Genomic DNA, 24,658 nt, shown 5'->3' on the forward strand with positions numbered 1-24,658 from the left:
TAACATAAATATATTTATACAGAAACAATTGAAAATTAAAACTTTGTTAATTACAGATGTTGCAGTCTTCTTTGTCTTGAATTTCGCCCACTAAATCTCCCTTTTTATTCACTATAAACCCACAACAGTCTATAAAACCTTGCGAAATTAATTTCCTTCCACGCTGAATTTGAGATTTGGTTGTCGATAAAGTCTGGTTTAATTGATTGGCGACTTCTTGCTGTTTGAAGCCTTTGATGTCTGAAAGAAAAAGTGGGTCGCGGTATTTCTTTGGCAACGTTTTAAGAATCTCTTGTAAACAATCTTGTTCTGTATGTGTATGCTCTAAAATAGCAGTTTCCGATTTATAAAACCTGTCTGATGCATTTAGGTTAGCAATTTCAACCGTTTTGTTGTTTGCTCTCCAGTAATTTAAAACCGAATTCCTTGCCACCGAAAAACACCAAGCTTTTAGTTTAGAAACCTCTTTTAAAGTATGCATTTTTGTATGAATTTTGATAAAAGTATCCTGCAAAATATCATCGGCAATCGTTGGGTTTTTAACTTTACTGATGATAAATGTTTTTAAATCTTTAGAATATAAATCCCAAATTTGGTTTGTCGTCATAAGAGTTATTTATAATTCGAGGAACTGAAATGAATTCAGTTCCTGATAAAAGATACTGAAATAAGTTCAGTACTAGCAATTACAATTGCTACAAGTGCAATCCGTACAGGTACAATTTTTACAATCTCCAGTTTTACAAACTTCACAATTACAAGTGCATTCATTTTTAGTTATCATGATCGTTTTATTTAATGTTCACCTAATAGAACATTAAGTTACGAAAAAGATGCAAATAAATGAGATTATTTGTAAATCGTGTTTAAAATTTTTCTTACATCAAATGATATCTTTATGTTTGTAGTCAAAAAAAACGATGAAAAAACAGCTTCTTTTACTAGTTATTATTACAATTCTGGTTACTTCTTGCAAAGTTTCTAGACAATATGTTCAACACATCTCTAAAAAAGCAGACATTGTAGCACCAAAAACAAAAAATGTAATAGTAATCGCTACAGAAGAGGTTACTGTAAATGAATTTAAAAAAACATTTGAAAAAAACTTTGCTGAGAAGAGAGATTTTTCTTTAAATTATTTGAACGAATTTTCTGAAAAATTAAGTGCGAGTTATTTGTATGCTGACGTGTCTATTGATACTAAGAATTCAACCTACGCTTCCGTAAATAAAGAAAATGCAGATTATGTAATTCATTTTTCAAACTTTGAAATCACAAATAGAGTAGAGTGGAGAAATACAGGAGGTATGGGCATGAATGGAGTAGGGGGAATGCAAACAACTTCTGTAGAGTATTGTATTATTAATGTAAAGGTAGAGATTTATGATGCAAAAAAGAATAGAGAAGTTCTAGATTTTGTTTCTATAGGTGAAAAAGCTGTTTTTTTATTCAACTTTACAAAAACACTTCAAGAAGCAAAAGAAAGATCTATTGATCATATCATTAATTATTTGAAATCTGGAAAAACGGAATACAAGAAATATTAATTTTTATAAATACATCATAAGGCTGTCTGAAAAGTAACTCATGTACATTCAAGACCTGAGAAAAAAATGATCAAGCGGTAGGAATGACGTAAAATAAATATCTGTAAGCATCTGTTCGAGCGTTCCGTATTCGGAAGATAAAGACTAAGTATTACCTGTTGTGCATTTTGATAAATTCTGTCAATTCGAGTGAATTTCACGATTGAAATAAGTGAAATTTGTATCGAGAATAAGAATTTTCGTTTCTAAACTAGTTCTCGATACGATTTTTTTTATCAAAAATCACTCGAACTGACATTTTGGAATACATTTAACTCAAAATGCACAACGGGTTAAGTATTATAAAATCAATTAATTAAATAATTGGGAAAATGGTAGCGGAGTCGAGAACTTATTTAAGAACTTTTCGACTCCGCTGAAGGGCAAAAAAAAAAGTTATTTAAAGCTTTTTAGACAACCCGATTTAATCTTTATTTAACTCTTCCATGTCATTTATTAAATCGTTTAATCTTTGTAATTGATTTCCATAAACTAATTTAGTGGTCAATTTGTAAATTAATATTCCTAAAAAGGATATTAGTATTGCAAAAGCTACAACTCCTAAAAATAGATTTAGAGGTTCTATTTTATCCATCATACTAGTGTACATTTCTGTATTTCTGAAAAACAACCAATATCCAGGAATGACAACTAATGGAAAACCAAAACCTAATAACTTTGTTGTAGCAGCAATAATTTTTTTAATCGCAATTCTGTAGGCTTTTAAATATTGATAATTATCATTTATTATAGGAATATTCTCAAGATTTTTTAGCATTTTTTTATTTAAAAAGTACATAGCAATCATTAAACTCATGCCATATAATCCTAAAAGAATATATCCAAATAAACTAAAAATTATTCCAAAAAATGCAGCAATATAAAGCACACTTTTATTGTCTTTAGAATATGTATGTTTTATTTTTTCTAACAAAAGATCAGATTTCTTATTGTAGAGGTTAACCACTTTTGGTATTTGTAATTTTTCGGTATTCATAAATCCTTTAATCCAAATGTTTTCAATTGATTTTTCCATCTAATAATTTTTTTAATTGTTTTTTTATTCTGTTGATGCGTACAGCAATATTATTAGGACTAGTACCAATAATAGCTGCAATTTCTTTATGTGAATTTTCTTCTAAATGCAATAAAATAATAGCTCTATCGATTTCAGATAGTTTTTTGATAGCTGCATATAATAAATTTAAATCTTCATTCTCAAAGGCTTTGTTGTCTTCTAAAGCTTCGTTTCTAATTTCTTGAGAATAGCCTCTTTTTCTTTTTTTCTTTACTAGTGTTAAACAAACGTTTAGTGTAACTCTGTAAATCCAAGTAGACCATTTAGATTTTCCTTGGAAAGCATTTCTACTTTTCCATATTTGTAAACAAGCCTCTTGATAAAAATCCTCAAAATCTTCTTGAGAATCTGTGTATGCTCTGCATATTTTAATAATAATTCCCGAGTGTGGAACTATCGATGTTGTATAAAAATCGTTGCTCAAAATTATATTTTCTTGATTAGTATTCTGATTCTCAAAAGTATTACAAAGAATTTTATTTTTTTTTAAATAAATTGAAACTACCTGACTGTTGCAGGCAGATTTCCAGCTTTCCACTGTATCTTTTTGTAAAAAATAAAAAGGATGTCGTTTCTCCCGAAATTTCGGAAGTGGGTTAAACTAGTTTAGAATCCAATTGATTTCAAGAAGGAAATCGCTATTTAAATAAAAAAAGACCCTTCAGGTTTTAAAAATCTGAAGGGTCTGAATATTAAATTCTAGATGAATTTAAAACACCGCTAAAAAGCGTCATTAGCGATTTAAATATTTTTTTCGTAAAAATTGATTCTCTGTAGATTCCTATTTTCATAGGAATAAGCGATTCACACAAAATTCTTTATAGAATTTTGGTTCTCTGCTTACATATTTCTACGATATTGTCCACCCACTTTAAACAACGCTTCTGTAATTTGCCCTAAAGAACATACTTTAGTCGCTTCCATCAATTTGTCAAATAAATTTTCATTCTGAATGGCAGCTTCTTGTAAAATGGCAATTTGTTCCACCACTTTATTCGGATTCGCTTTATTCAATAATTCTTTCGTCTGAATTTGGAATTGCTTTTCTTCTTCAGTAGCACGTATCACTTCTGCAGGTTGCACCGTTGGCGATCCTTTAGAACTTAAAAATGTATTTACCCCAATAATTGGGAATTCTCCGGTGTGCTTTAACGTTTCATAATACAAACTTTCTTCTTGTATTTTAGAACGTTGATACATGGTTTCCATCGCGCCTAAAACACCTCCACGTTCTGTAATTCTATCAAATTCTAACAACACAGCTTCTTCTACTAAATCCGTTAGCTCTTCAATAATAAAAGCACCTTGAATCGGATTTTCATTTTTAGTCAACCCTAATTCTTTATTGATAATCAGTTGAATAGCCATGGCTCGTCTTACAGATTCTTCTGTTGGCGTTGTAATGGCTTCGTCGTAGGCATTGGTATGTAAAGAATTACAGTTGTCATTTATGGCATACAATGCTTGAAGCGTAGTTCTAATGTCATTGAAGTCTATTTCTTGCGCGTGTAAAGAACGTCCAGAAGTCTGAATATGGTATTTTAACATTTGTGCTCTAGAGTTGGCTCCGTATTTATTCTTCATCGCTTTTGCCCAAATTTTACGAGCAACGCGTCCAATCACAGAATATTCTGGATCAATTCCGTTGGAGAAGAAAAATGATAAGTTGGGTCCGAATTTATTAATATCCATTCCACGACTTAAATAATACTCTACATAGGTAAATCCGTTAGATAAAGTCAATGCCAATTGTGTAATTGGATTGGCACCCGCTTCTGCAATATGATAACCAGAAATAGACACCGAATAAAAGTTTCTCACTTGTTTTTCGATAAAGTATTCTTGCACATCACCCATCAATCGCAACGCAAATTCCGTAGAAAAAATACAGGTATTTTGTGCTTGGTCTTCCTTTAAAATATCGGCTTGTACCGTTCCTCTAACTTGCGCTAAAGTGTCTTTTTTAATTTCTTGATAAACGTCTTGTGGTAAAACTAAATCACCTGTTAATCCTAATAATAGCAACCCTAAACCATTATTTCCTTCAGGCAATTTCCCTTGGTAAACAGGTCTGTTTAAATCTTTTGAATCGTAAATTTCTTGGAACTTTGCTTCAACCTCTTTTTCTAATTTGTTTTCTTTGATGTATTTCTCACAATTCTGATCAATTGCCGCATTCATAAAGAAACCTAACAACATGGGGGCAGGACCATTAATGGTCATAGAAACAGACGTCATATGATGGCTTAGATCAAAACCAGAATATAATTTTTTGGCATCGTCTAAACAACAAATAGAAACCCCTGCATTTCCAATTTTTCCATAAATATCGGGTCTATGTCCAGGATCATTCCCATATAGAGTCACAGAATCAAAAGCCGTTGATAAACGTTTTGCATCCATACCCAAACTCACATAATGAAAACGTCTGTTGGTTCTTTCTGGACCACCTTCACCCGCAAACATTCTTGTTGGGTCTTCACCTGTTCTTTTAAACGGATATAAACCTGCTGTATACGGAAATTCTCCAGGAACATTTTCTTGTAAATTCCAACGTAATACATCTCCCCAAGCTTGGTATTTCGGCAAACTTACCTTTGGTATTTTTGAGTGTGACAGCGACTCGCTGTGGGTTTCGATCTTAATTTCTTTATCACGAACCTTAAAGGTGTAAATAGGATCTTTGTATTTCTGAACTGTTTCTTGCCAATTGAGAATGATTTCCCAATTGTAAGGATCAAGATTTAATTTTACTTTTTCGAATTGTGCTAATAATAGTTTTATAAATTCCTTGTCATCTCGAGCGGAGTCGAGAGACAGAATCTCATCTTCATCCAACCCGGTTTTACTTAATAATGAGGTCTCGACTGCGCTCGACCAGACATTTTCTCCCAAAGATAAAATCGTTTGAAAAATTCCATATAATTTTTGAGCTACAATAACTTGTTCATCCGCTTTTTGATCATAAGACCTGTTGCTTTCTGCAATTTCTGATAAGTAACGAACTCTTGCAGGAGGAATCACATAGATTTTTTCAGACATTGCTGCTGAAATTTCCATCTTAGACTTTAAATCGACTCCTGTTTTTTCTACCAATGTATCCATAATCGCTTTGTACAGTGAGTTCATTCCTGGATCGTTAAATTGCGATGCGATAGTTCCAAAAACAGGCATGTCATCCATATGTACATTCCATAAATTATTGTTGCGCATGTATTGTTTTTTTACATCGCGAATGGCATCTAAAGCGCCACGTTTATCAAACTTATTGATGGCAACTAAATCAGCAAAATCAAGCATGTCGATTTTCTCTAATTGGGTTGCCGCTCCAAATTCTGGTGTCATTACATATAAAGAAGTATCAGAATGCTCTATGATTTCTGTATCTGATTGTCCAATTCCAGAAGTTTCTAATATAATTAAATCAAACTCAGCTGCTTTTAAAACTTGAATCGCTTCATTTACATATTTAGACAGCGCCAAATTAGACTGACGCGTTGCTAAAGAACGCATATACACACGTTTGTTATTAATGGCGTTCATACGAATTCTATCGCCTAAAAGTGCACCACCTGTTTTTCTTTTGGATGGATCAACAGAAATTAATCCAATAGTTTTTTCTGGAAAATCAATTAAAAAACGTCTCACCAATTCATCCACCAAAGAAGATTTTCCTGAGCCACCAGTTCCTGTAATTCCTAAAACTGGTGAAGCCCCTCCCAACCTCCCCAAAGGGGAGGAGTTCCAATCTTTGCGGAAAATTTTCTCAAAATCTGTGTGATTATTTTCTGCCAGAGAAATTAATCTTGCAATTGTATTAACTTCTTTATTTTTTAAATTTTCTAATACCTTTGCACTACCTAGTTCTAACAACCAATCGCCATCCTCATTACACACTTTGCCACCCGACTGTTTCTCTCCTTCGGGGAGATTGAGAGGGGCTTCGGATTTCTGTACCAAATCATTAATCATTCCTTGCAAACCCATAGAGCGTCCATCATCTGGAGCATAAATTCTGGTAATTCCATAATCCATCAAATCTTTAATTTCTTCAGGAAGAATTACACCACCACCTCCACCAAAAATCTTGATGTGTGTTGCATTTTTTTCTTTTAATAAATCAAACATGTATTTGAAATACTCATTATGCCCACCTTGATAAGAAGTAATTGCAATGGCATTTACATCTTCTTGAATGGCACAATTCACTACTTCTTCAACACTTCTGTCGTGTCCTAAATGAATTACTTCAACTCCGGTAGATTGTATAATTCTACGCATGATATTGATGGCAGCATCATGACCGTCAAAAAGCGCGGCAGCAGTTACAATTCTAACTTTATATGTTGGTTTATAAGGTGCAATTTGTTCCATTCGTAATAAATGTTTGATTTTAGGTGTGCAATTTACGAAAATCTTAAAAATTATTGATGATGATTAGTAAAGTCTTAAAGATTATTTTAATAATTCAGGATTTACTCCATTTACAAAATCAGAAATAATATTTAAATCTGATGCAAGTTCAAATCCGTCAAAATTATCAATGTCATTTATAGAGATATTTTTGTTGTAATAGTCTAAATATAAAGTTGATAAAGGTGCGTAAGACCAATGCCATTTTTCTTCGTTATAACCAGTTCTTCCGTTTTTTTTTGATGTGTATGGTTGATAAAACCCGAATTTTGATGCATTTTTAATGAGCCAATTGTATTCCTTTTTTCCTTTTCTGAAAGAAAAATAGGTATTAGACAAACTATTCAAGTCGATATCTGTGCCCCAATGATGTCTAGATGTTGATGGCATAGCACTAAATTCAAGAATCTTTTCAGCTCTTTTTAAAGGTGTAAGATTTTTATATTTTTCATTCCATTTATAGTTCCAAATTCTTTTTTGATGGTTAAAATTTCGAGTCCCAGAAATAATTTTTAGCAAAACGTTTTCTTTTCTAGCTTTAGCTTCCATTTTAATAAATGCATCTAAAACCTCTTTTCTAACATATATTTTTTTATTTGATAAATATTTGGGAACAATAACGAAGTCATCACGTATTGTGTAATTGAATTTTCCTAAAACATAATTTTTGTTCAGATATTTTGGATAATTAGGAATTGTATCCTTATCAAACTTAATTACTTTCGTTTTTAGCGCAATATTTTTATCTTGTTTTTTACATCTGCTAAAATATCCGAAGATAAAAATACAAAACATGAATTTTATTAATAGCTTAAAAACACCCAAATTTTCTAAAGTAAATTTTTATTTCTACGAAATCAAATCTAAACATTTTTTAGGAAATAGAAAAAGTCAAGATGAGTATACTCTTATAAGCTTAATTGATTTTCAAATATTTGGCATATTTTTTGATTACTTTAAAGAAGTTTTCATCATTAAATTAAATAATTAAAATATTTTTATATGAAATTTTTAAAACATTTTATTTTAGCCTTTGCTATTACTTTGACCTCGTGTAGTTCTATAAAAGTTAACACAGATTATGATACCAAGGTTGACTTTAGTAAATATAAAACCTTTGCTTTTTATAAAACAGGTATTGACAAAGCAGATATTTCTGATCTGGACAAACGAAGAATTTTAAGAGCAATAGAAGCTGAACTTACTGATTTAGGAATGATAAAGTCTGAAGATCCAGATATGCTGGTTAGTATTTTTACAAAATCTAGAGAAAAGGTAAACGTAAACCAAAATAATTTTGGCTACGGTTTTGGTTGGGGTTGGAATCCATGGATGTGGAATGGTATGAACAATAACGTAAACGTTTCTCAATATACAGAAGGTACTTTATTTATTGATTTTATTGACAAAGAAAAAAAGGAGTTGGTTTGGCAAGGTATTGGTACTGGTGCTCTAAAAATGGATGATAGAGAGAAAAAGGAAATTAGAATAAAAGAATTTGTAAAAGAAATTGTTTCTAGGTTTCCTCCAGGAAGAAAAAAATAAATTATAATTAGCGTTCTTTTGAACGCTTTTTTTATGCTATAAAGTGATATTTTTGCGACATGTATAATAAAAGAATACCTTTGGAAGAAGGAGATTGTTATTTAAATGAACAAGGCTATAAAGTTTTTACAGAACAATTCCATATAAAAAGAGGGTATTGTTGTAAAAGTGGTTGTAAACATTGTCCTTATGGATATGATAAAAAAACAGATAGTTTTAATTCATAGTAATTTTTAAAGAGATTGAGTTTTATATAGAAAAGATAATTTAGAAAAAATGGTAAAAAGAATTTTAGTTTTAATAGTTGCAATTCAATTTGCAGGATGTGCAGAATTACAAAATGTTGTAAATAATTTACCAGGTGGTGGTTTATCAGAAGCTCAAATTGGTAATGGTTTAAGACAAGCTTTAGATAATGGAATTCAAAATCAGGTATCTAAACTAACTTCTCAAGATGGTTTTTATAGAAACGAGTTGGTGAAAATTTTATTACCAGAAGAATTACAAGCGGTAGATAATGGTTTGCGAAGGTTGGGCCTTAGTAACTTAGCAGATGAAGGTATAAAAGTTTTAAATAGGGCAGCAGAAGATGCTGTAAAAACGGCTACACCAATTTTTGTAAATGCTGTAAAAGGAATTACTTTTAACGATGCAAAAAATATCCTTTTAGGAGCTAATAATGCTGCAACAAATTATCTTCAGGCAAAAACGCAACAAAACTTATATCAAAGTTTTAATCCTGTTATAGAAGCGTCTTTTTCTAAAGTTGGAGCAGACAAAGTTTGGAACAATTTAATTACAAGATATAATTCGATTCCTTTTGTAAATAAAGTAAATCCAGATTTAACAGATTATGTAACTTCACAGGCTTTAAAGGGGGTTTTTACCATGATTGAAGTAGAAGAAATAGGAATTCGTGAGAAAGTAGGACTAAGAAATACTGCTCTTTTAAGACAAGTTTTTGCGCTACAGGATAAAAAATAATGTAATTAATTCATTATCAATAAAATAATTCATTATATTTAAGTCCCTAAATTTAAATAAATGTCACGGATCAATCAACTACATACCTATAGAAAACATTTAGAAGATAGATATTTCCGCTTATTGGAAAAGTCTAATGACTATCGTTTTATAGATGAAACTAAAAGTGATTCTGCGGCTTTTAAAGCGATGAAAATCTTAGGGAAGTTGAATAAATTAAATTACTTACAACATAAATTTTCCATTTAATCGAATGAATTCCTCTCGATGTTCGCGTAGGCTATAGATTAATTTTTATTTTTTAGGATTTTATAAAACCAAGTTTAAAAATATTTTTGTTTGGATTTCTTTAATAAAATCAATTCTTTGAAGAACTCTAAACTTCGAATTCATACATTTTCCTTTTTTATTGTAGAAATGTAAGGGATGGCAATATGAGTAATAACCCCACTATTGTCTTTTTTGTTTTTCATAAAAAAATTGAAATTGTCTTTATAGAGACTTTGCAATCTTTCTAGCGTATTGGTTAAGCCAATATTTTTATGAGTGATTAAAAATTTTTTTGGAATAAGTTTACCATTATTCGCAATGGTTATAATTACCATCTCACCTTCTCTCTCAATAGAAAGATATACGTCTAAGTCTGTTTTATCATAAGAATAGCCATGTTTTATAGAGTTTTCTATAATAGGCTGTAATAAAAAAATTGGAAATTGAGCTTGCAGCAGCTTGTCGTCAATATCAGAGATAAATGTAAAATGATCTGGAAACCGAACCTCAAGAATATTGATATATTTTACCAAGGTATTCAGTTCTTGCTCTAAGGTAATCAAATTTTGATCTTTAACATCTAAAAAATCTCTTAGCAATCCACCAAGATCTGCCACAGTATTTTGTGCTTGCTTTGTATCTGTTTCGATTAAACTTGAAATGCTATTTAGTGTATTAAATAAAAAATGAGGATGTAAGTTTGATTTTAATAAATTGAGTTTGGTATTGTTTAATTGAATGGAAAGCTTTGATTTTTGTGCTTCAATTTTTTTGAGTTCTTCAATATAATAATAAATATAAATGATGCCAACCATGGCAGTATATATCAAGAAATTTAAATCAGCCACATTTATAAAATTCTCGAAAGTAAAGTTTTTTAAAGCGGTTTTTAGAGAGAGTTGCCTAGTGATAAGTTCAATAAATGTAATTGAGAAAAAAATAACCCAACCGATGATAAACGAAAAAAAAAAATGAATAAATAGTATTTTACGCCACTGCATTTTTCTTACAATCATTCTTTTTGTAATTATAGATATCAAAATCATAAATAGAATAACTGCTACCCAATCTAGAAATAAATAGTTAAAAAAAAGTAAAAACCAATTAACATTTTCTACGTTTAACTCTCCTGTATCAATTGATCTAAAAATTTCATAGGTTAACTTGATTCCAGAGAGTATAACAACTACAGAATAGTAAAAAGTAAGAATTATAATTAGTTTTTTGTCGAAATATTTCCGTAGTTTTAAAATTATGTTAAACACCCATTAATTTTTGAAATTCTTTTTTATATCCTTTACTTACTCTTAGGAGTTTTCCATCTGTAGTTTTTATATCAATTTCCCCATAGTTTGAGTGTATAAGCTCACTTATATAATTGATATTTACGATTGATGAGCGATGAATTCGAACGAATTCATTGTGGTTTAATCTTTTAATCAAACTAGATAAAGATTCTCTTAGTAAATGTTTTTTATCATTTGTAAACACTTCTGCATAGTAGCCAGAAGCCAAAATATATTTTACTTCGGCAGTGTTTAAGAAAGAAACTTTATTGCCTAGTTTTACAGGAAGCTTATTAATTTTTTGATGAAAACTTTCAGAGGGTTCTGTTTTTTGAATAAAATCTAATAAGTTATTTATTTTATGCTCAAAAGAAAAGAAATTATTGTTCTTTATATACTCGATAGCTTTAGATACGGAATGCAAAAAACGTTGATCTTTAAAGGGTTTTAATAGATAATCAAAAGCAAAATACTCGAATGCTTGAAGGGCAAATTCATCATAGGCAGAAACAAAAATAACGATGGGTTTTTTTTGTGTTTTTATTTTACTTAGGATATCAAATCCATTCATATCCTTCAGCTGAATGTCTAAAAATATTAAATCAGGTTGCAAACTATCAATTTTTAAAATTGCTTTTTTTCCCGTGTTACAAGTCTCCATAAGCTCTAAGTCAGGAATATCTTCAAGAAGATTTATAATTCTTTGTCTTGCGAGTGTTTCATCGTCAATAATAATCACAGATATTTTTTTCATCTTCAAACGAGTTTGTTAAACAAATTAATTAATTTATAATGAACTCCGCTCTCTAAAAAAAGTTGTTTACATCAAAAATTAAGTTAAAATACTTAGTAATTAAGGGTTTCATTCCAAATTATAGTCTTTCACATCAAATTATTTATCCATTAAATAGAAACAAAGTAAAATTTATGTCAATGATATCTTTTATAAGGTATTCTGCATCTATTAAAAAGGTATTGACTTCACCTTAACAAAAAATTATGTTAAAGGCATTTACTTTTACCATTATAATTTAAACAAAAAATAATTTATTATGAAGCAAAACTATAAGAATGTTGTATTTCTTTTACTTTTTCTAACAGTTATTTTCTCTACAAATGCTCAAGAGAAAATAGTATCTGGAAGTGTTAGTGATGATTCGGGGCTGTTGCCTGGAGTTAGCGTTTTAATTAAAGGAACCAATAGGGGAACAGAAACTGATTTTAATGGAAACTATTCGATTAGAGCGAATAATGGAGATGTGCTAATTTTTCGCTATCTCGGTTACGAAATTGTTGAAAAAACCGTAGGTAATTCTTCTACTATAAACGTTGTTATGACAGAGGATAGTAATGTTTTAGATGAAGTGGTTGTGGTTGCTTATGGTACTCAATCTAGAGCATCTCTTACTGGTTCTGTAAGTGTAATAAGCGCTGAACAAATAGAAAATACTACCTTCTCAAACCCCGTAAAAAGTTTAGAAGGTTTAGTTTCTGGTTTGAGGATAATTCAAGCTAACGGGCAACCTGGTTCTGATCCTATTATTAGAATTAGAGGTTTTGGTTCTATTAATGCTGATAGTTCACCACTTATTGTATTAGATGGTATTCCTTACACAGGGAGTTTAAATAGTATCAATCCACAAGATATAGAATCTACGTCAGTTTTAAAAGATGCATCTTCTACTTCTTTGTATGGTAACAAGGCATCTAATGGTGTTTTATTAATTACCACAAAAAAAGGATCAAAGAAGAAAACGCAAATAAGTATAGATACTAGAGTTGGTATAACTCAGAGAGCGGCTAAAGAGTATAATATTATTAGATCACCAGGACAATTTTATGAATCTTACCATAGTATATTAGCAAATTCTGAATTTTATGCTCAAGGGCAGGCAGGAACACCTGTTACGATGGGTCAAGCTAGACAAACAGCATCCAACAATTTAGTTGGTGCATTAGGTTATAATCTGTATGATGTTGGAGACGCTGTACTGATTGATCCTGTAACTGGAAGATTGAATAGTTCTGCAAATTTGTTAATAAATGAAAACTGGGAAGATTTTTTATTTACAGATAATGCAAATTTTAACTCTACAAATGTAAATATTTCTGGGGGTTCTGAAGATATAACTTACTATTTCTCTTTAGGGTCAGAAACAAATAACGGATATACTACTGGAAGCAGTTTTAAAAGACAAACAGCTCGTTTAAAAGTTAGTTCTTCTAAGATAGCTGAGGTAATTTCTTTAAATGGAGATGTGTCTTATACAAAAGCTACTAGTCAAGCAGTTCCTGCTACGGTAACTGCTGCAGGTATTCCTACTACAAGCTTTTCTAACGCATTTTCATGGACAAGAAGAATTGCTCCTATCTTTCCTGTTTTTCAATATGATAAAGATTGGAATCCTATACCGGATACAAACAATCCAGGAGGTGTTGCTTATGATTTTGGATTTCCACAAATTTTTGATAACGGTACATCAAGAGGGCCTAGGAATTACGCTCCAGGAGAGCACCCTCTTGCTGTAATAAACAACACAACGGAAACTACTGAAAGAGATAACTTTAATGCTGCTTTAAGAGCTAAACTTGATTTGCCATTTGGTGTAAAATTTGAATATGTTATGAACTATTTAACAGAAGTAGACAAAGATGTTGATTTTACTAGACCTGGTGCAGGAGCATTTGCAAAGGCACAAAATGGGCTTTTGACTGTAGGGAGAGATAATTTTTCTGCTTTTACAAATCAACAACTATTGACCTGGAAAAAAAATAATGGTCCCCATAGTTTTGATGTACTTTTAGGACATGAAACTTATGAAGAAAAGTTCACAACATTATCTGTTGATAAACGTAATCTTATTTCAGATTTTAGCCCAATATTAGACAATACTGCAGTTTACGTTGGTGCTACTAATTACAATACTAGATATTTAACAGAAGGGTATTTTTCTAGATTTATTTATGGATTAGATAACTCTTATTATCTAAACTTAACAGGGAGATATGATGCATCTTCTGTTTTTGATCCTGAAACACGTTGGGGAGCTTTCTGGTCTGTAGGTGCTTCATGGATTATTAGTAATGAAGACTTTATGAAAGACTCTGATTTTATAGATTTTGCGAAATTGTCTATAAATTATGGTACTAATGGTAATGATAGAATATTTTATCAAGGCACCTCAGTTCGAAACTTCTTAGCTTATCAAAACCAAGATATCATCGGTGAAAATGAAGGGGCATTAACTCAAGATTTTCAGTCCCTAGGAGGTTCAGATATTACATGGGAAAAAGCAGGTCTTTTCGATATTTCTTATGAAATGAGTCTTTTTAATAGAGTTAATCTTTCATTAGGTTATTACAGAAAGAAAACTGAAGACCTTCTCTTTAACAATCCATTGCAATTATCAACAGGAGCATCTGCAAGACCAGAAAACTTTGGTTCTATGGTTAATAGTGGCGTTGAAGTGGAAGTAGCATGGAGTGCCGTAAAGAAAGAAAACTTAAATATTAGTTTTAACGCTAACCTTTCTACACTTAAAAACGAGCTTACTGAGCTTCCAAAAGATTCAATACAAGTTGGTAACTTTAGAAGAGTTGTAGGTAAGAGTATTTTTGACTATTTTATGGTTAAGTCTGCGGGTGTAAATGCTGATAATGGAAATGCACAATATTATACAATAGATCAAGCTACTGGCAATCAAATAATAACAGAAGATTATGCTACTGCAGCTGAAGATGGTAGACAGTTTATAAACAAACAGGCAGTACCAACTATTACAGGTGGTTTTGGGACAAATATACAATTAGGTGATTTTTCATTAGGTTTACAATTCGCTTATCAGTTAGGCGGGTACGGTGTTGATAATGAGTATTTCGCATTATTAGGTGCTACACGAAATGTTACTAACTTTGCTGATTATGACAAAACTTGGACTGTAGATAACCCAACAGCCAGCTTGCCTAGAGTTGACCCTTTAAGTCCAAATCAATATAGAATTTCTGATTTATTTTTAGTAGACCTGAGTTATTTAAGTTTAAATAATATAAACTTTGGTTATGAATTACAGGTTGAAGCTATTAAAAAATACCATATAGATAGTGTTCGATTATATGGAACTATAAATAATGCTTTCTTGTTATATAGTGCAAGACAGGGTTATGATCCTCGTCTTAACTCAGTTGGATCGTCTTCTGCGGAATATGGAGCCAATAGAACAATGGCTTTTGGTGTAAATATAAATCTTAACTAAATAAATAATTATGAAACAGAATAAATTTTTAAATATGAAAATAGACAAATATCTTGCTTTTTTGTTCACAACAATGTTTTTTATTTCTTGTGCTGATTTTGACACACGATTGGATGAAGAAAGATACTTTTCAGAAAGTCATGCAGAAGCAAATGCCCTTGCTGGCAACACTCAAGGTCTTAAAGCTATAGATGGTGCTATTATAGCTTATTTTAGAGATGGGGAAGCTAGTGATGACGAGTTTGGTCTGAAGGCTATAGATTTAGGTATGGATTTGAGGAGTAACGATATGGATATGAGTGCAAATACTTGGTTTGGTAGTTATAATAACTATGATAATGTAATTTTAACATCAAATGATAATGATTTTATTTGGGAATTCTTTTACAGAATTATAAGTAATGCTAATAAAATAATAAACTCTGTGCCTGATGATGCTCCAGATGAAGTATTGGTTTTTAAAAATAAAGCATATGCCTATAGAGCAATAGCTTATTTTTATTTGGTCAGAATCTATCAACATACAAAAGCTGATGATGCTACAAAAGCTGTTCCTCTTGACTTTGGTGATTTCATTGGGCAAAATAGAGCTACCGTAGGTGAAGTAAAACAGCAAATAATTGATGATTTAACATTGGCTTATAATGGATTAAAATCATACACAAGAGCTTCAAACCAAGAAGTTGATGCCAATGTAGTAGCAGCATATTTGGCTAGATACTATTTGACCTATGAAAATTGGTCTGAAGCAGAAAAATTTGCAGATATTGCCATGAAAGTTGGTAGTATAAGTAGCGATGTTGCTCATGGTTTTGATGAACTTTCTTTATCAGAAACTATATGGGGTGCTACAGTTACAGCAGCTACATCTGAAATTTACGCTTCATTCTTTTCGCATGCAAGTCAAATAAATGACGGTTATAGCGGTTGGAACCACTTCAAAACAGCAAATTCTAACTTAATAGATATGATACCAGCAACTGATAAAAGACGAGCATGGTTTGCTGATAAGGATTATGGTCCTAATGTACTACTGGTACCTGATACTTGGACGCATTACAATATAACACCTAAGTATACGAGTTTAAAATTTATCGCACAACCCGGACCTGGTGAATTTATTGGAGATTATATTTACTTAAGAAACACCGAGTTTTATTTAACAAAAGCTGAAGCTGAAGCTAGACAAGGTAAAGTTTCCGAAGCTCAGCAAACCTTATTTGACTTAAATTCGGTTAGAGATTCAGGTTATACTAAATCTACTAGTACAGGGCAAGTATTAATTGATGAAATTTTATTCTATAGAAGAGTCGAATTGTGGGGTGATGGAGTTGCTTCTTTTGACATGGCTAGACTTGGAGTAGGATTAGATAGAAAGGATGGTAGAACAAATCTTGTTATGCCAGGTGCTGATCTTCAGGTAGCTCCATTAGATGATAGAATGATTTATCAAATTCCAATTAGAGAGATTGATGCTGCAGGTTCTGATTTTTAAGAAACTAGACCAAGTGAGATATCATAAATGATTTGAAAGCCAAAGAATTAATTTTCTTTGGTTTTTTATTTGCAGTATGACCGAAGAAAAAGGCATTATAATTTTTGAGATAAGAGCAATTATGCAAGCTATAAAAGCTGTTTAAGGAAAAAAGGAAAAAACACTAATAGTTTTTTATTTCTCTTATTGTATATGCAGATGAACCTTCAAAAAAAATATAAAATCACATTAAACAGTAATTTAAATACTTTAACATCAAAATACAAATCATTCAAATCATATTGATAGTAACTATTCTACAAACTCAATAAATTAGCTAAAGATTACATAAAGGGTTTGTCTTCATTATGTAATTATTTGAATTAATTATGAGCCAAGGATTCATTGTCCTTGGCTTTTTTTATTCAAAATAGATTCCATATCAACTTGTAACTCTTTTGCTTTTTTAGCTGCTTTATCAGCAAAATCTTTTTCTTTTGATGCATAAATAATCCCACGAGAAGAATTTACTAACAAGCCAATATTCTCAGAAAGACCATATTTACAAACATCAGCTAAGTTACCGCCTTGAGCGCCAACTCCAGGAACCAGCAAAAACGAATTCGGTACTATTTTTCTTATTTCCTTAAAATACTCAGCTTTTGTTGCACCTACAACATACATTAGGTTTTCTGAATTTTCCCAAGATTTAGAGGTTTCTAAAACATATTTATAAAGCTCTTGGTCATTAATTGTTTTCGTTTGAAAATCGAAAGCACCTTCATTAGACGTTAGTGCCAATAGAATGGTGTGTTTATTTTCAAAAGCTAAAAAAGGTTCCACAGAATCTTTTCCCATATAGGGTGCCACAGTAACAGCGTCAAAAGCTAAATCTTCAAAAAAAGCTTTTGCATACATTGTTGAAGTATTCCCAATATCACCACGTTTTGCATCTGCAATTGTAAAAATTTCTGGATAATTTTTATTTAAATAATGGATGGTTTTTTCTAAAGATTCCCAGCCTTTTAAACCATAAGCTTCATAAAACGCTGTATTTGGCTTGTAAGCAACACAAAGATGATGTGTTGCATCTATAATAGCTTTGTTAAATGCAAAAATAGGATCTTCTTCCAACAATAAATGAGGTGGAATTTTTTCTACATCAACATCTAAACCAATACATAAAAAAGATTTTTTCTTTTGAATCTGCGAAACGAGTTCTTTTGTGGTCATATTTTTTATAAAGTTGAACAAAAATACTTAATTTAGATTTTATTTTGTAAGTTTTTAAACCCAAAGAAGACAAATTTCTGAAAGTAACTTTATATACGAATGAAAAAAATAATTCTAATATTTATAATTCTCGCTTCAAGTTGCACTTTTGAAAAACCTACAGAATTTTCTGAATTGGCTTTAAATGATAGCGCATTTACTTTGTCTGGCAAGGAAGTCACTGTAAAAGAAATCCTCAACAATTACAAAGAAAAGAAAATTTTTATTGATGTTTGGGCTTCTTGGTGTGCAGATTGTATCAAAGCTTTACCGAGTGTTAAAAACCTTCAAAAGAAATATCCAGCAGTTGTTTTTTTATTTCTATCTGTCGATAAAAGCAAGAAATCTTGGAAAAACGGAATTAAAAGATTCAATATTGAAGGAGAACATTACAATTTTCCAAAAGGAATGAAATCTGGAGATTTTGTAGATTTCATCAACTTAGGTTGGATTCCTAGATATATAGTTATTGACGAGTTAGGAAAAATTTCACTTTTTAAAGCAACAAATGCCGCAGATTCATCTATTGAAGAAGCATTAAAAAGTAGTATATAAATCGTTATCGTAACTATTTTCATTTCCATCATTAAATTAATTTTCCATTGATTAAATTTACATCGTAAATTAATGTTGAAAATAGCCTTTTAGTGCTTTAAAATTATAATTATGAGAACAAAGATAGTAGCTGGAAATTGGAAGTTGAATAACGATAAAGAAACGACGAATAAATTTATTAAAAGTTTAAAAAAATCTATTGAAAAATTACCTTTAAAAAACACGAGAGTTATTATTGCTCCTGCATTTGTAAACTTATCTTCCGCAGTAAAAAAGGCTAAAAAATCTAAAATAGAAGTGGTTGCACAAAACATGCATCAAGCAACAACTGGTGCATTTACAGGAGAAATTTCTGGAGATATGCTAAAAGCTATAGGTGTAGAAACTGTTATTTTAGGACATTCAGAAAGAAGAACTTATTTTAACGAAACAGACAAAGCTTTGGCAGAAAAAGTAAATACTGTCATAGAAAAAGGAATGGAAACTATTTTTTGTTTTGGTGAATTGCTAGAAGACAGAAAATCTGACAATCATTTTTCTGTTGTAGAAAGTCAACTAAAAAACGGCTTATTTCACTTAGAAGCAAAAGACTGGAAAAGTATAATTTTGGCATACGAACCCGTTTGGGCAATTGGTACAGGAGAAACTGCAAGCCCGGAACAAGCACAAGAAATGCATGCTTTTATTAGAAGCATCATAGAAAAAAAATACAATAAAGAAGTAGCAGCACAAGTTTCTATTTTATATGGTGGAAGTGTAAAGCCAACAAATGCAGAAGAAATTTTCTCTAAACCAGATGTAGACGGTGGTTTAATTGGTGGTGCATCTTTACATGTAGATGATTTTACGGCAATTATTGTAGCAATATAACTTCATTTAGAGTAGGATAAATCCAAAGAAAACTAATAAATTTGCATTGAGATTCAAAATCTTGATGCTTTTTTTTTAACGTATGGATAATATTTACATAGAATACAATTTTACAGTTTCGCCCAAAGAGCCTACTACAGAAATTCTAATTGCAGAATTAGGAAATGTTGGTTTTGAAAGTTTTGTTGAGACTGAAAATGGCGTAACGGGTTACATTCAAAAAGAGGAATGGCATGCTGCTATTTTAGAAAGAATTTTTGTTTTAAATTCAGATGAATTTTCTATTGAATACAACCAAAAAGAGGTAGAACAAACAAATTGGAATGCAGAATGGGAAAAGAATTTTTCACCAATTCAAGTAGATGATTTGGTGAGTATTCGTGCACCATTTCATAAGAACCCTAATTTGAAATACGATATTGTAATTGAGCCAAAAATGAGTTTTGGCACTGGGCATCATGAGACAACTCATATGATGATACAGCATTTATTACAATTAGATTTAGAAAATAAAAAAGTGTTAGACATGGGATGTGGAACTGGAATTTTAGCAATTTTTGCTGAGATGAAAGGAGCAAAACCATTAGATGCAATAGATATCGATAATTGGTGTTATGAAAATTCTTTAGAAAATGTAGCGCGCAATAATTGTAAAAATATTTCCGTTTATGAAGGGGATTCCTCTCTTTTAATAAATAAAAAGTATGATGTGATTATCGCAAACATTAATAGAAACATTCTTTTAATGGATATGAAGGTGTATGCAAATTGCTTAAATGAAAACGGAATTTTACTATTAAGCGGTTTCTATAAAGAAGACATTCCTATTATAGATGCAGAGGTTTCTAAATTTGATTTAAAATTAGACAGATCTATCCAAAGAAATAATTGGGTATCTTTAAAATATAATAACTAAAAAAAATATTTTATTTTTATAGCATGAGTACAAAAGAAAAAATTCAAGAAGAAGTAGCCATTTTAGAACAAAAAACGCATCAGCATGAAATTGTTTTACATAACGATGAGGTAAACACTTTTGATTTTGTAATAGATTCTTTAATTAGTGTTTGCGATCATACTTTAGAACAAGCAGAACAGTGTACTATTTTAGTACATTATAAAGGGAAATGTACTGTGAAATCTGGTGAGTTTAAAGAGCTAGAGCCAAAATGTTCTAAATTACTACAATTAGGGTTATCTGCAGAACTTGTATAAAATATGGAAAATGTATTTAAGTATTTTGAATTTTCAGATTTCTTTAAAGATGAATCAAATCAATTTTCAGGAAACGACATTTGTTTTACAGAACTAAATGCAACCCATTTTTTAATTTTTGAAAAAGACAATATTACCTACCATCTGTATGTTTCACGATATCTTCAGAGAAAAGACATTGGTAAGAAGAAGCCAGAAATTCTAGAGCTAGTCATAGAAAATTATGACAAAAGCATTCCAGAACATAGAATTGCATTGAGACAATATTTAGACCAAACTTGAGAACTTTCTCAAGTTTTTTTTATTTTATAAAAACTATGTGACTTTTTTTTACGTAGGTGTCTTAAAAGAGAGAAACATCTAAATGAGTTTAAAAAAAATCCTAATAGTAGTTATTGTTTTGGTATTTCCATTATTTACTTATGGGCAAATGGTGCCACCACCAATACCACCTCCACCACCTCCAGGATTACCTATAGATGGTTTTACTGGTCTGCTATTTGTTTTAGGAATGGTATACGGATCGAAAAAGATCTTTAAAAATAATAGTAGTAAGTTTGGTTAGACAGAAAGATCTTAGGTGAAAGTCTAAGTTTTTTTTATCAATCATCTGAAAATGAAAACTAAAGAAAATTTAAAAACCCTTCAAAATAAAATTTTTGAAGGGTTTTTCTGTGACCATGCTAGGATTCAAACCTAGAACCTCTTGAGCCGTAATCAAGTGCGCTATTCAGTTGCGCCACATGGCCTTTAAGCGGGTGCAAATATAATAGTTTTTTTTAATTTAGGAAGCCTAAGATGTTTTTTTATGAATTAATTTCAATTTTATAAGCATCAACCATCGGTTGTGCTTTTTCTACATCAGCACTTAGTACGAATAATTCAACAGAAGACCTGTTTTCTCCATAGCCACCTAATCGAGCAGATTCAAACCTGTCTTTAACGAGTGTATTGATATTGTTCTGTTCTAAAATATTTTTTAATCCATGAATAATAATAAAAGAGCCTGTAAAGATCTTTACGTGTTCTGTTTCCATAGTAGTGCGTTTTAGTTTAATGAATTTTGAGTTACAAATGCTCTCCAGCCAATAATTGCTAATTGGACTTTTGAAGCTTTAGATAAATCTAAACCTTTTTTTGTATAAGAAGGCAACATAACCTTATTAACTTTAGCAAGAATTTTAAAAACTTGTTTTTTCATTGATTTGAATTCTATTTCAAATTTAATAAAAATAAATAACTCTTTTTAAAAGAGTTGCTTTTATACAAAGCGGTTAGAAAAGTATAGAGAAAATAATGTCAGCAATATCTTTTACAGTTTTAGTAATAATAAGAATCATAATAATAGGTTTTAAGTTCGTAAAATAGATGAATTTCGAAATTGTTTTACCAATATATGTTGGTTGAAATGCTATTTCCAAATACTTTTCGAACTATTGTTTTATTTGATTTTATTATTATAACTAAAATGATGGTATTTGTTTTAATGTGAAACTATATATTCTTAATTTAAGTTATTAATTAAAATATAAAAACTAATTATTAATTAAAATATGTAATATAATAAAGGAAAAAAATTGATGCTTTTCAATTTGTTAAGGAAAAATCATTTCTAAAAGTTCGTTTTTTTTGCTTTTTATCTTTTCCTTTTCTCTTAAAGTGATAAAAATGTATCTTCGCAAAAAATAAAATCTATGAGTATTTTTTATGTGGTAATAGGGTTTGTATTATTAGTTCTTGGAGGTGAGTTTTTAGTAAGATCTTCTATCGGGCTGTCTTTTAAATTGAATATTTCGAAGATGGTTATTGGTATGACGGTAGTTTCCTTTGCTACTTCTGCGCCAGAATTATTGGTAAGTCTACAAGCTGCGTTAGACGGTTCTCCTGCAATATCTATAAACAATGTAATTGGCTCTAATATCGCGAACATCGGTCTTGTTTTAGGGCTTACCGCCATTATTGGTCCTATAGCGGTTAGTAAAGATTTTTACAAGCTCAATTGGCCTGTAATGATGCTTTTTTCATTGATGCTCTACTATTTTTTATATAATGATACTATACTAACTCAAATTGAAGGCGGATTTCTTTTAGTGAGTTTAGCCGTGTTTCTGTTTTTCTTAATAAGGAAATCTAAAAATGAAGATGTTTCTTTAGACGAAGTAGATGACGCTTTGGCTGAAATTGGTTATGTTAAAATATTTAGTTGGTTACTTATCGGGGGTGTTGCGCTTTACTTTGGGTCAGATTTATTAGTTGTTGGTGCAAAAGATATTGCAAAAAATATGGGCGTTAGTGAAGGTGTTATTTCCATTACAATGATCGCTATTGGAACAAGTGTACCAGAATTAGCAGCCTCTCTAATTGCAATAATGAAGGGTGAAAAAGCAATTTCATTAGGAAACTTAATAGGTTCTAATATTTTTAATATTGCCTCTGTATTAGGTTTAACCTCTCTTATTAAGGAAATTCCTGTGACAGAAGCTCAAATTTTATCAAGAGATATTTTTTGGATGCTAGGTTTTGCAGGTATATTACTTCCTTTGGTTTTTATTCCAAAGAAATTTATTTTAAGCAGGTTCAAAGGAGTTTTTCTATTTTTGAGTTATGGATTGTTTATTTATTTAGTTTTTAAAACTACCGCATAAAAAAAGCTCGCAAAGTTAATTTGCGAGCTTTTCATTTTAAATATTTTCTTAACTAATATTAGCAGATTTTACCGTCTTAATAATTCTACCAGCAATTTTATAAGGATCTCCGTTTGAAGCAGGTCTTCTGTCTTCTAACCAACCTTTCCAGCCTTTTTCTACCGTAATAATAGGAATTCTTATAGAAGCACCTCTATCAGAAACTCCGTAAGAGAAATCGGTAATAGCAGCCGTTTCATGTTCACCAGTTAAACGTTGGTCATTAAACTCACCATATACAGCAATATGCTCTTTTACAACAGGTCTAAAAGCTTCACAGATTTTTTCATAGATTTCTTTAGAACCACAGGTTCTTAACACTTCATTAGAGAAATTGGCATGCATACCAGAACCATTCCAGTCCATATCTTTTCCTAATGGTTTTGGGTGATAATCGATATAGTATCCATATTGTTCTGTTAGTCTGTCTAGTAAATAGCGAGCAATCCAAATTTCATCTCCTGCTTTTTTAGCACCTTTTGCAAATAATTGGAATTCCCATTGTCCAGAAGCAACCTCTTGATTAATTCCTTCAAAGTTTAAACCAGCATCAATACATAAATCAGCATGTTTTTCAACCAATAATCTACCATGTGTATTTTTACCACCAACAGAGCAGTAATACATTCCTTGTGGAGCAGGATACCCACCAATAGGGAAACCTAAAGGCAATTGTGTTTTCGTATCCATTATAAAATATTCTTGTTCAAAACCGAACCAGAAATCATTATCATCATCATCTATGGTTGCTCTTCCGTTAGAAACGTGTGGTGTGCCATCAGCATTTAAAACTTCTGTCATCACCAAATACCCATTTATTCTTGCAGGATCTGGATAGATAGCAACTGGCTTTAATAAACAATCAGAAGAACCTCCTGAGGCTTGTTTTGTTGATGAACCATCAAAAGACCACATGTCTAACTCTTCAACAGTTCCTTTAAAGTTTTTATGCTCTTCTACTTTGGTTTTACTTCTCATATTCTGAGTTGGAAAATAACCATCTAACCAAATGTATTCTAATTTAATTTTTGCCATAATAAATAATTGTATGTATGATGTTAACAGTACAAAAATGAAATATTTTAGCTAGATATCAAAAAAAATAGGGGGTAAATGTTTAAATTTGCTTAAAAATAATTTTATCCCTAATTTTAGTAGGGGTCATTTATTTAT

At 30.9% G+C, this 24,658-nt stretch carries 25 protein-coding genes and 1 tRNA gene; 14 read left to right on the forward strand and 12 right to left on the reverse strand.

Annotated elements, in window-relative coordinates:
- Window positions 1-46: 46 nt before the first annotated feature.
- A complete protein-coding gene (locus tag Q0998_RS09575; RefSeq protein ID WP_299669381.1) occupies window positions 47-607 on the reverse strand; it encodes a sigma-70 family RNA polymerase sigma factor in 561 nt (186 codons plus the stop codon).
- 313 nt (window positions 608-920) lie between these two features.
- Between Q0998_RS09575 and Q0998_RS09580 the strand changes: the two genes are divergently transcribed.
- Window positions 921-1,547, forward strand: coding sequence for a hypothetical protein (locus Q0998_RS09580; RefSeq protein WP_299669383.1), 627 nt, complete (start codon window positions 921-923; stop codon window positions 1,545-1,547).
- A gap of 463 nt (window positions 1,548-2,010) precedes the next feature.
- Here Q0998_RS09580 and Q0998_RS09585 read toward each other — a convergent pair whose 3' ends face one another.
- The 4 genes from Q0998_RS09585 to Q0998_RS09600 form a co-directional block, all read right to left on the reverse strand.
- Entirely contained in the window at window positions 2,011-2,622 is a 612-nt protein-coding gene (locus tag Q0998_RS09585) for a hypothetical protein (RefSeq protein ID WP_299669385.1), read from the reverse strand.
- The gene (locus Q0998_RS09590; RefSeq protein WP_299669387.1) at window positions 2,606-3,088 is read right to left on the reverse strand and encodes a sigma-70 family RNA polymerase sigma factor; all 483 of its coding nucleotides are present in this window, start codon (window positions 3,086-3,088) and stop codon (window positions 2,606-2,608) included. Before Q0998_RS09590 ends, Q0998_RS09585 begins: the two co-directional genes overlap by 17 nt.
- A 416-nt stretch (window positions 3,089-3,504) precedes the next feature.
- Window positions 3,505-7,038 carry a methylmalonyl-CoA mutase family protein gene (locus tag Q0998_RS09595; protein WP_299669389.1) on the reverse strand — a complete coding sequence of 1,178 codons (3,534 nt, stop codon included), beginning with the start codon at window positions 7,036-7,038 and terminating at the stop codon, window positions 3,505-3,507.
- Between the two features lie 81 nt (window positions 7,039-7,119).
- Window positions 7,120-7,872, reverse strand: a complete 753-nt coding sequence (locus Q0998_RS09600; protein WP_299669391.1) for a M15 family metallopeptidase — start codon at window positions 7,870-7,872, stop codon at window positions 7,120-7,122.
- A gap of 207 nt (window positions 7,873-8,079) precedes the next feature.
- Between Q0998_RS09600 and Q0998_RS09605 the strand changes: the two genes are divergently transcribed.
- Genes Q0998_RS09605 through Q0998_RS09620 form a run of 4 tightly spaced genes read left to right on the forward strand, consistent with a single transcriptional unit; the run spans window position 8,080 to window position 9,855 of the window.
- Window positions 8,080-8,622 carry a DUF4136 domain-containing protein gene (locus Q0998_RS09605; RefSeq protein WP_299669393.1) on the forward strand — a complete coding sequence of 181 codons (543 nt, stop codon included), beginning with the start codon at window positions 8,080-8,082 and terminating at the stop codon, window positions 8,620-8,622.
- 59 nt (window positions 8,623-8,681) lie between these two features.
- Window positions 8,682-8,849 carry a DUF5522 domain-containing protein gene (locus Q0998_RS09610; RefSeq protein ID WP_299669395.1) on the forward strand — a complete coding sequence of 56 codons (168 nt, stop codon included), beginning with the start codon at window positions 8,682-8,684 and terminating at the stop codon, window positions 8,847-8,849.
- Between the two features lie 49 nt (window positions 8,850-8,898).
- Window positions 8,899-9,606 carry a DUF4197 domain-containing protein gene (locus Q0998_RS09615; RefSeq protein ID WP_299669397.1) on the forward strand — a complete coding sequence of 236 codons (708 nt, stop codon included), beginning with the start codon at window positions 8,899-8,901 and terminating at the stop codon, window positions 9,604-9,606.
- A 60-nt stretch (window positions 9,607-9,666) separates the two neighbouring features.
- Window positions 9,667-9,855, forward strand: coding sequence for a Lacal_2735 family protein (locus Q0998_RS09620; RefSeq protein WP_299669398.1), 189 nt, complete (start codon window positions 9,667-9,669; stop codon window positions 9,853-9,855).
- Window positions 9,856-9,995: 140 nt separating this feature from the next.
- Here Q0998_RS09620 and Q0998_RS09625 read toward each other — a convergent pair whose 3' ends face one another.
- Both Q0998_RS09625 and Q0998_RS09630 read right to left on the reverse strand, forming a co-directional pair.
- Window positions 9,996-10,892 carry a histidine kinase gene (locus tag Q0998_RS09625; protein WP_299669401.1) on the reverse strand — a complete coding sequence of 299 codons (897 nt, stop codon included), beginning with the start codon at window positions 10,890-10,892 and terminating at the stop codon, window positions 9,996-9,998.
- A gap of 241 nt (window positions 10,893-11,133) precedes the next feature.
- A complete protein-coding gene (locus Q0998_RS09630; protein ID WP_299669403.1) occupies window positions 11,134-11,916 on the reverse strand; it encodes a LytTR family DNA-binding domain-containing protein in 783 nt (260 codons plus the stop codon).
- A gap of 298 nt (window positions 11,917-12,214) precedes the next feature.
- On the opposite strand from Q0998_RS09630, the gene Q0998_RS09635 reads away from it, so the two are divergent.
- Window positions 12,215-15,415 carry a SusC/RagA family TonB-linked outer membrane protein gene (locus Q0998_RS09635; RefSeq protein WP_299669405.1) on the forward strand — a complete coding sequence of 1,067 codons (3,201 nt, stop codon included), beginning with the start codon at window positions 12,215-12,217 and terminating at the stop codon, window positions 15,413-15,415.
- A 10-nt stretch (window positions 15,416-15,425) separates the two neighbouring features.
- A complete protein-coding gene (locus Q0998_RS09640; protein WP_299669407.1) occupies window positions 15,426-16,910 on the forward strand; it encodes a RagB/SusD family nutrient uptake outer membrane protein in 1,485 nt (494 codons plus the stop codon).
- Between the two features lie 381 nt (window positions 16,911-17,291).
- On the opposite strand, the gene pyrF is transcribed toward Q0998_RS09640, so the two are convergent.
- The gene (pyrF, locus tag Q0998_RS09645; protein ID WP_299669409.1) at window positions 17,292-18,122 is read right to left on the reverse strand and encodes an orotidine-5'-phosphate decarboxylase; all 831 of its coding nucleotides are present in this window, start codon (window positions 18,120-18,122) and stop codon (window positions 17,292-17,294) included.
- Window positions 18,123-18,221: 99 nt separating this feature from the next.
- On the opposite strand from pyrF, the gene Q0998_RS09650 reads away from it, so the two are divergent.
- From Q0998_RS09650 to Q0998_RS09675, 6 genes are all read left to right on the forward strand, one after another.
- A complete protein-coding gene (locus Q0998_RS09650; protein WP_299669411.1) occupies window positions 18,222-18,716 on the forward strand; it encodes a TlpA disulfide reductase family protein in 495 nt (164 codons plus the stop codon).
- 111 nt (window positions 18,717-18,827) lie between these two features.
- On the forward strand, window positions 18,828-19,586 hold the full coding sequence (gene tpiA, locus Q0998_RS09655) for a triose-phosphate isomerase (RefSeq protein WP_299669413.1): 759 nt from the start codon (window positions 18,828-18,830) through the stop codon (window positions 19,584-19,586).
- Window positions 19,587-19,668: 82 nt separating this feature from the next.
- On the forward strand, window positions 19,669-20,502 hold the full coding sequence (gene prmA / locus Q0998_RS09660) for a 50S ribosomal protein L11 methyltransferase (RefSeq protein ID WP_299669415.1): 834 nt from the start codon (window positions 19,669-19,671) through the stop codon (window positions 20,500-20,502).
- A 23-nt stretch (window positions 20,503-20,525) separates the two neighbouring features.
- Window positions 20,526-20,801, forward strand: a complete 276-nt coding sequence (locus tag Q0998_RS09665) for an ATP-dependent Clp protease adaptor ClpS (protein ID WP_299669417.1) — start codon at window positions 20,526-20,528, stop codon at window positions 20,799-20,801.
- A gap of 3 nt (window positions 20,802-20,804) precedes the next feature.
- On the forward strand, window positions 20,805-21,083 hold the full coding sequence (locus Q0998_RS09670; RefSeq protein WP_299669419.1) for a hypothetical protein: 279 nt from the start codon (window positions 20,805-20,807) through the stop codon (window positions 21,081-21,083).
- Between the two features lie 82 nt (window positions 21,084-21,165).
- Entirely contained in the window at window positions 21,166-21,366 is a 201-nt protein-coding gene (locus Q0998_RS09675; RefSeq protein WP_299669421.1) for a PID-CTERM protein-sorting domain-containing protein, read from the forward strand.
- Window positions 21,367-21,476: 110 nt separating this feature from the next.
- On the opposite strand, the gene Q0998_RS09680 is transcribed toward Q0998_RS09675, so the two are convergent.
- The 3 genes from Q0998_RS09680 to Q0998_RS09690 all read right to left on the reverse strand — a co-directional run bounded on the left by Q0998_RS09680 (window position 21,477) and on the right by Q0998_RS09690 (window position 22,002).
- Window positions 21,477-21,550: transfer RNA gene (locus Q0998_RS09680), tRNA-Arg, on the reverse strand.
- A 57-nt stretch (window positions 21,551-21,607) separates the two neighbouring features.
- The gene (locus Q0998_RS09685; protein WP_299669423.1) at window positions 21,608-21,838 is read right to left on the reverse strand and encodes a DUF2007 domain-containing protein; all 231 of its coding nucleotides are present in this window, start codon (window positions 21,836-21,838) and stop codon (window positions 21,608-21,610) included.
- An 11-nt stretch (window positions 21,839-21,849) separates the two neighbouring features.
- Window positions 21,850-22,002, reverse strand: coding sequence for an SsrA-binding protein (locus Q0998_RS09690; protein WP_299669425.1), 153 nt, complete (start codon window positions 22,000-22,002; stop codon window positions 21,850-21,852).
- Between the two features lie 493 nt (window positions 22,003-22,495).
- Between Q0998_RS09690 and Q0998_RS09695 the strand changes: the two genes are divergently transcribed.
- On the forward strand, window positions 22,496-23,446 hold the full coding sequence (locus Q0998_RS09695; RefSeq protein ID WP_299669427.1) for a calcium/sodium antiporter: 951 nt from the start codon (window positions 22,496-22,498) through the stop codon (window positions 23,444-23,446).
- Window positions 23,447-23,494: 48 nt separating this feature from the next.
- On the opposite strand, the gene Q0998_RS09700 is transcribed toward Q0998_RS09695, so the two are convergent.
- Complete coding sequence (locus Q0998_RS09700; protein ID WP_299669429.1) at window positions 23,495-24,520, reverse strand: glutamine synthetase beta-grasp domain-containing protein; 1,026 nt, start codon at window positions 24,518-24,520, stop codon at window positions 23,495-23,497.
- Window positions 24,521-24,658 lie beyond the last annotated feature (138 nt).

This window comes from uncultured Polaribacter sp., assembly GCF_947501385.1.
Taxonomy (GTDB): Bacteria; Bacteroidota; Bacteroidia; order Flavobacteriales; family Flavobacteriaceae; genus Polaribacter.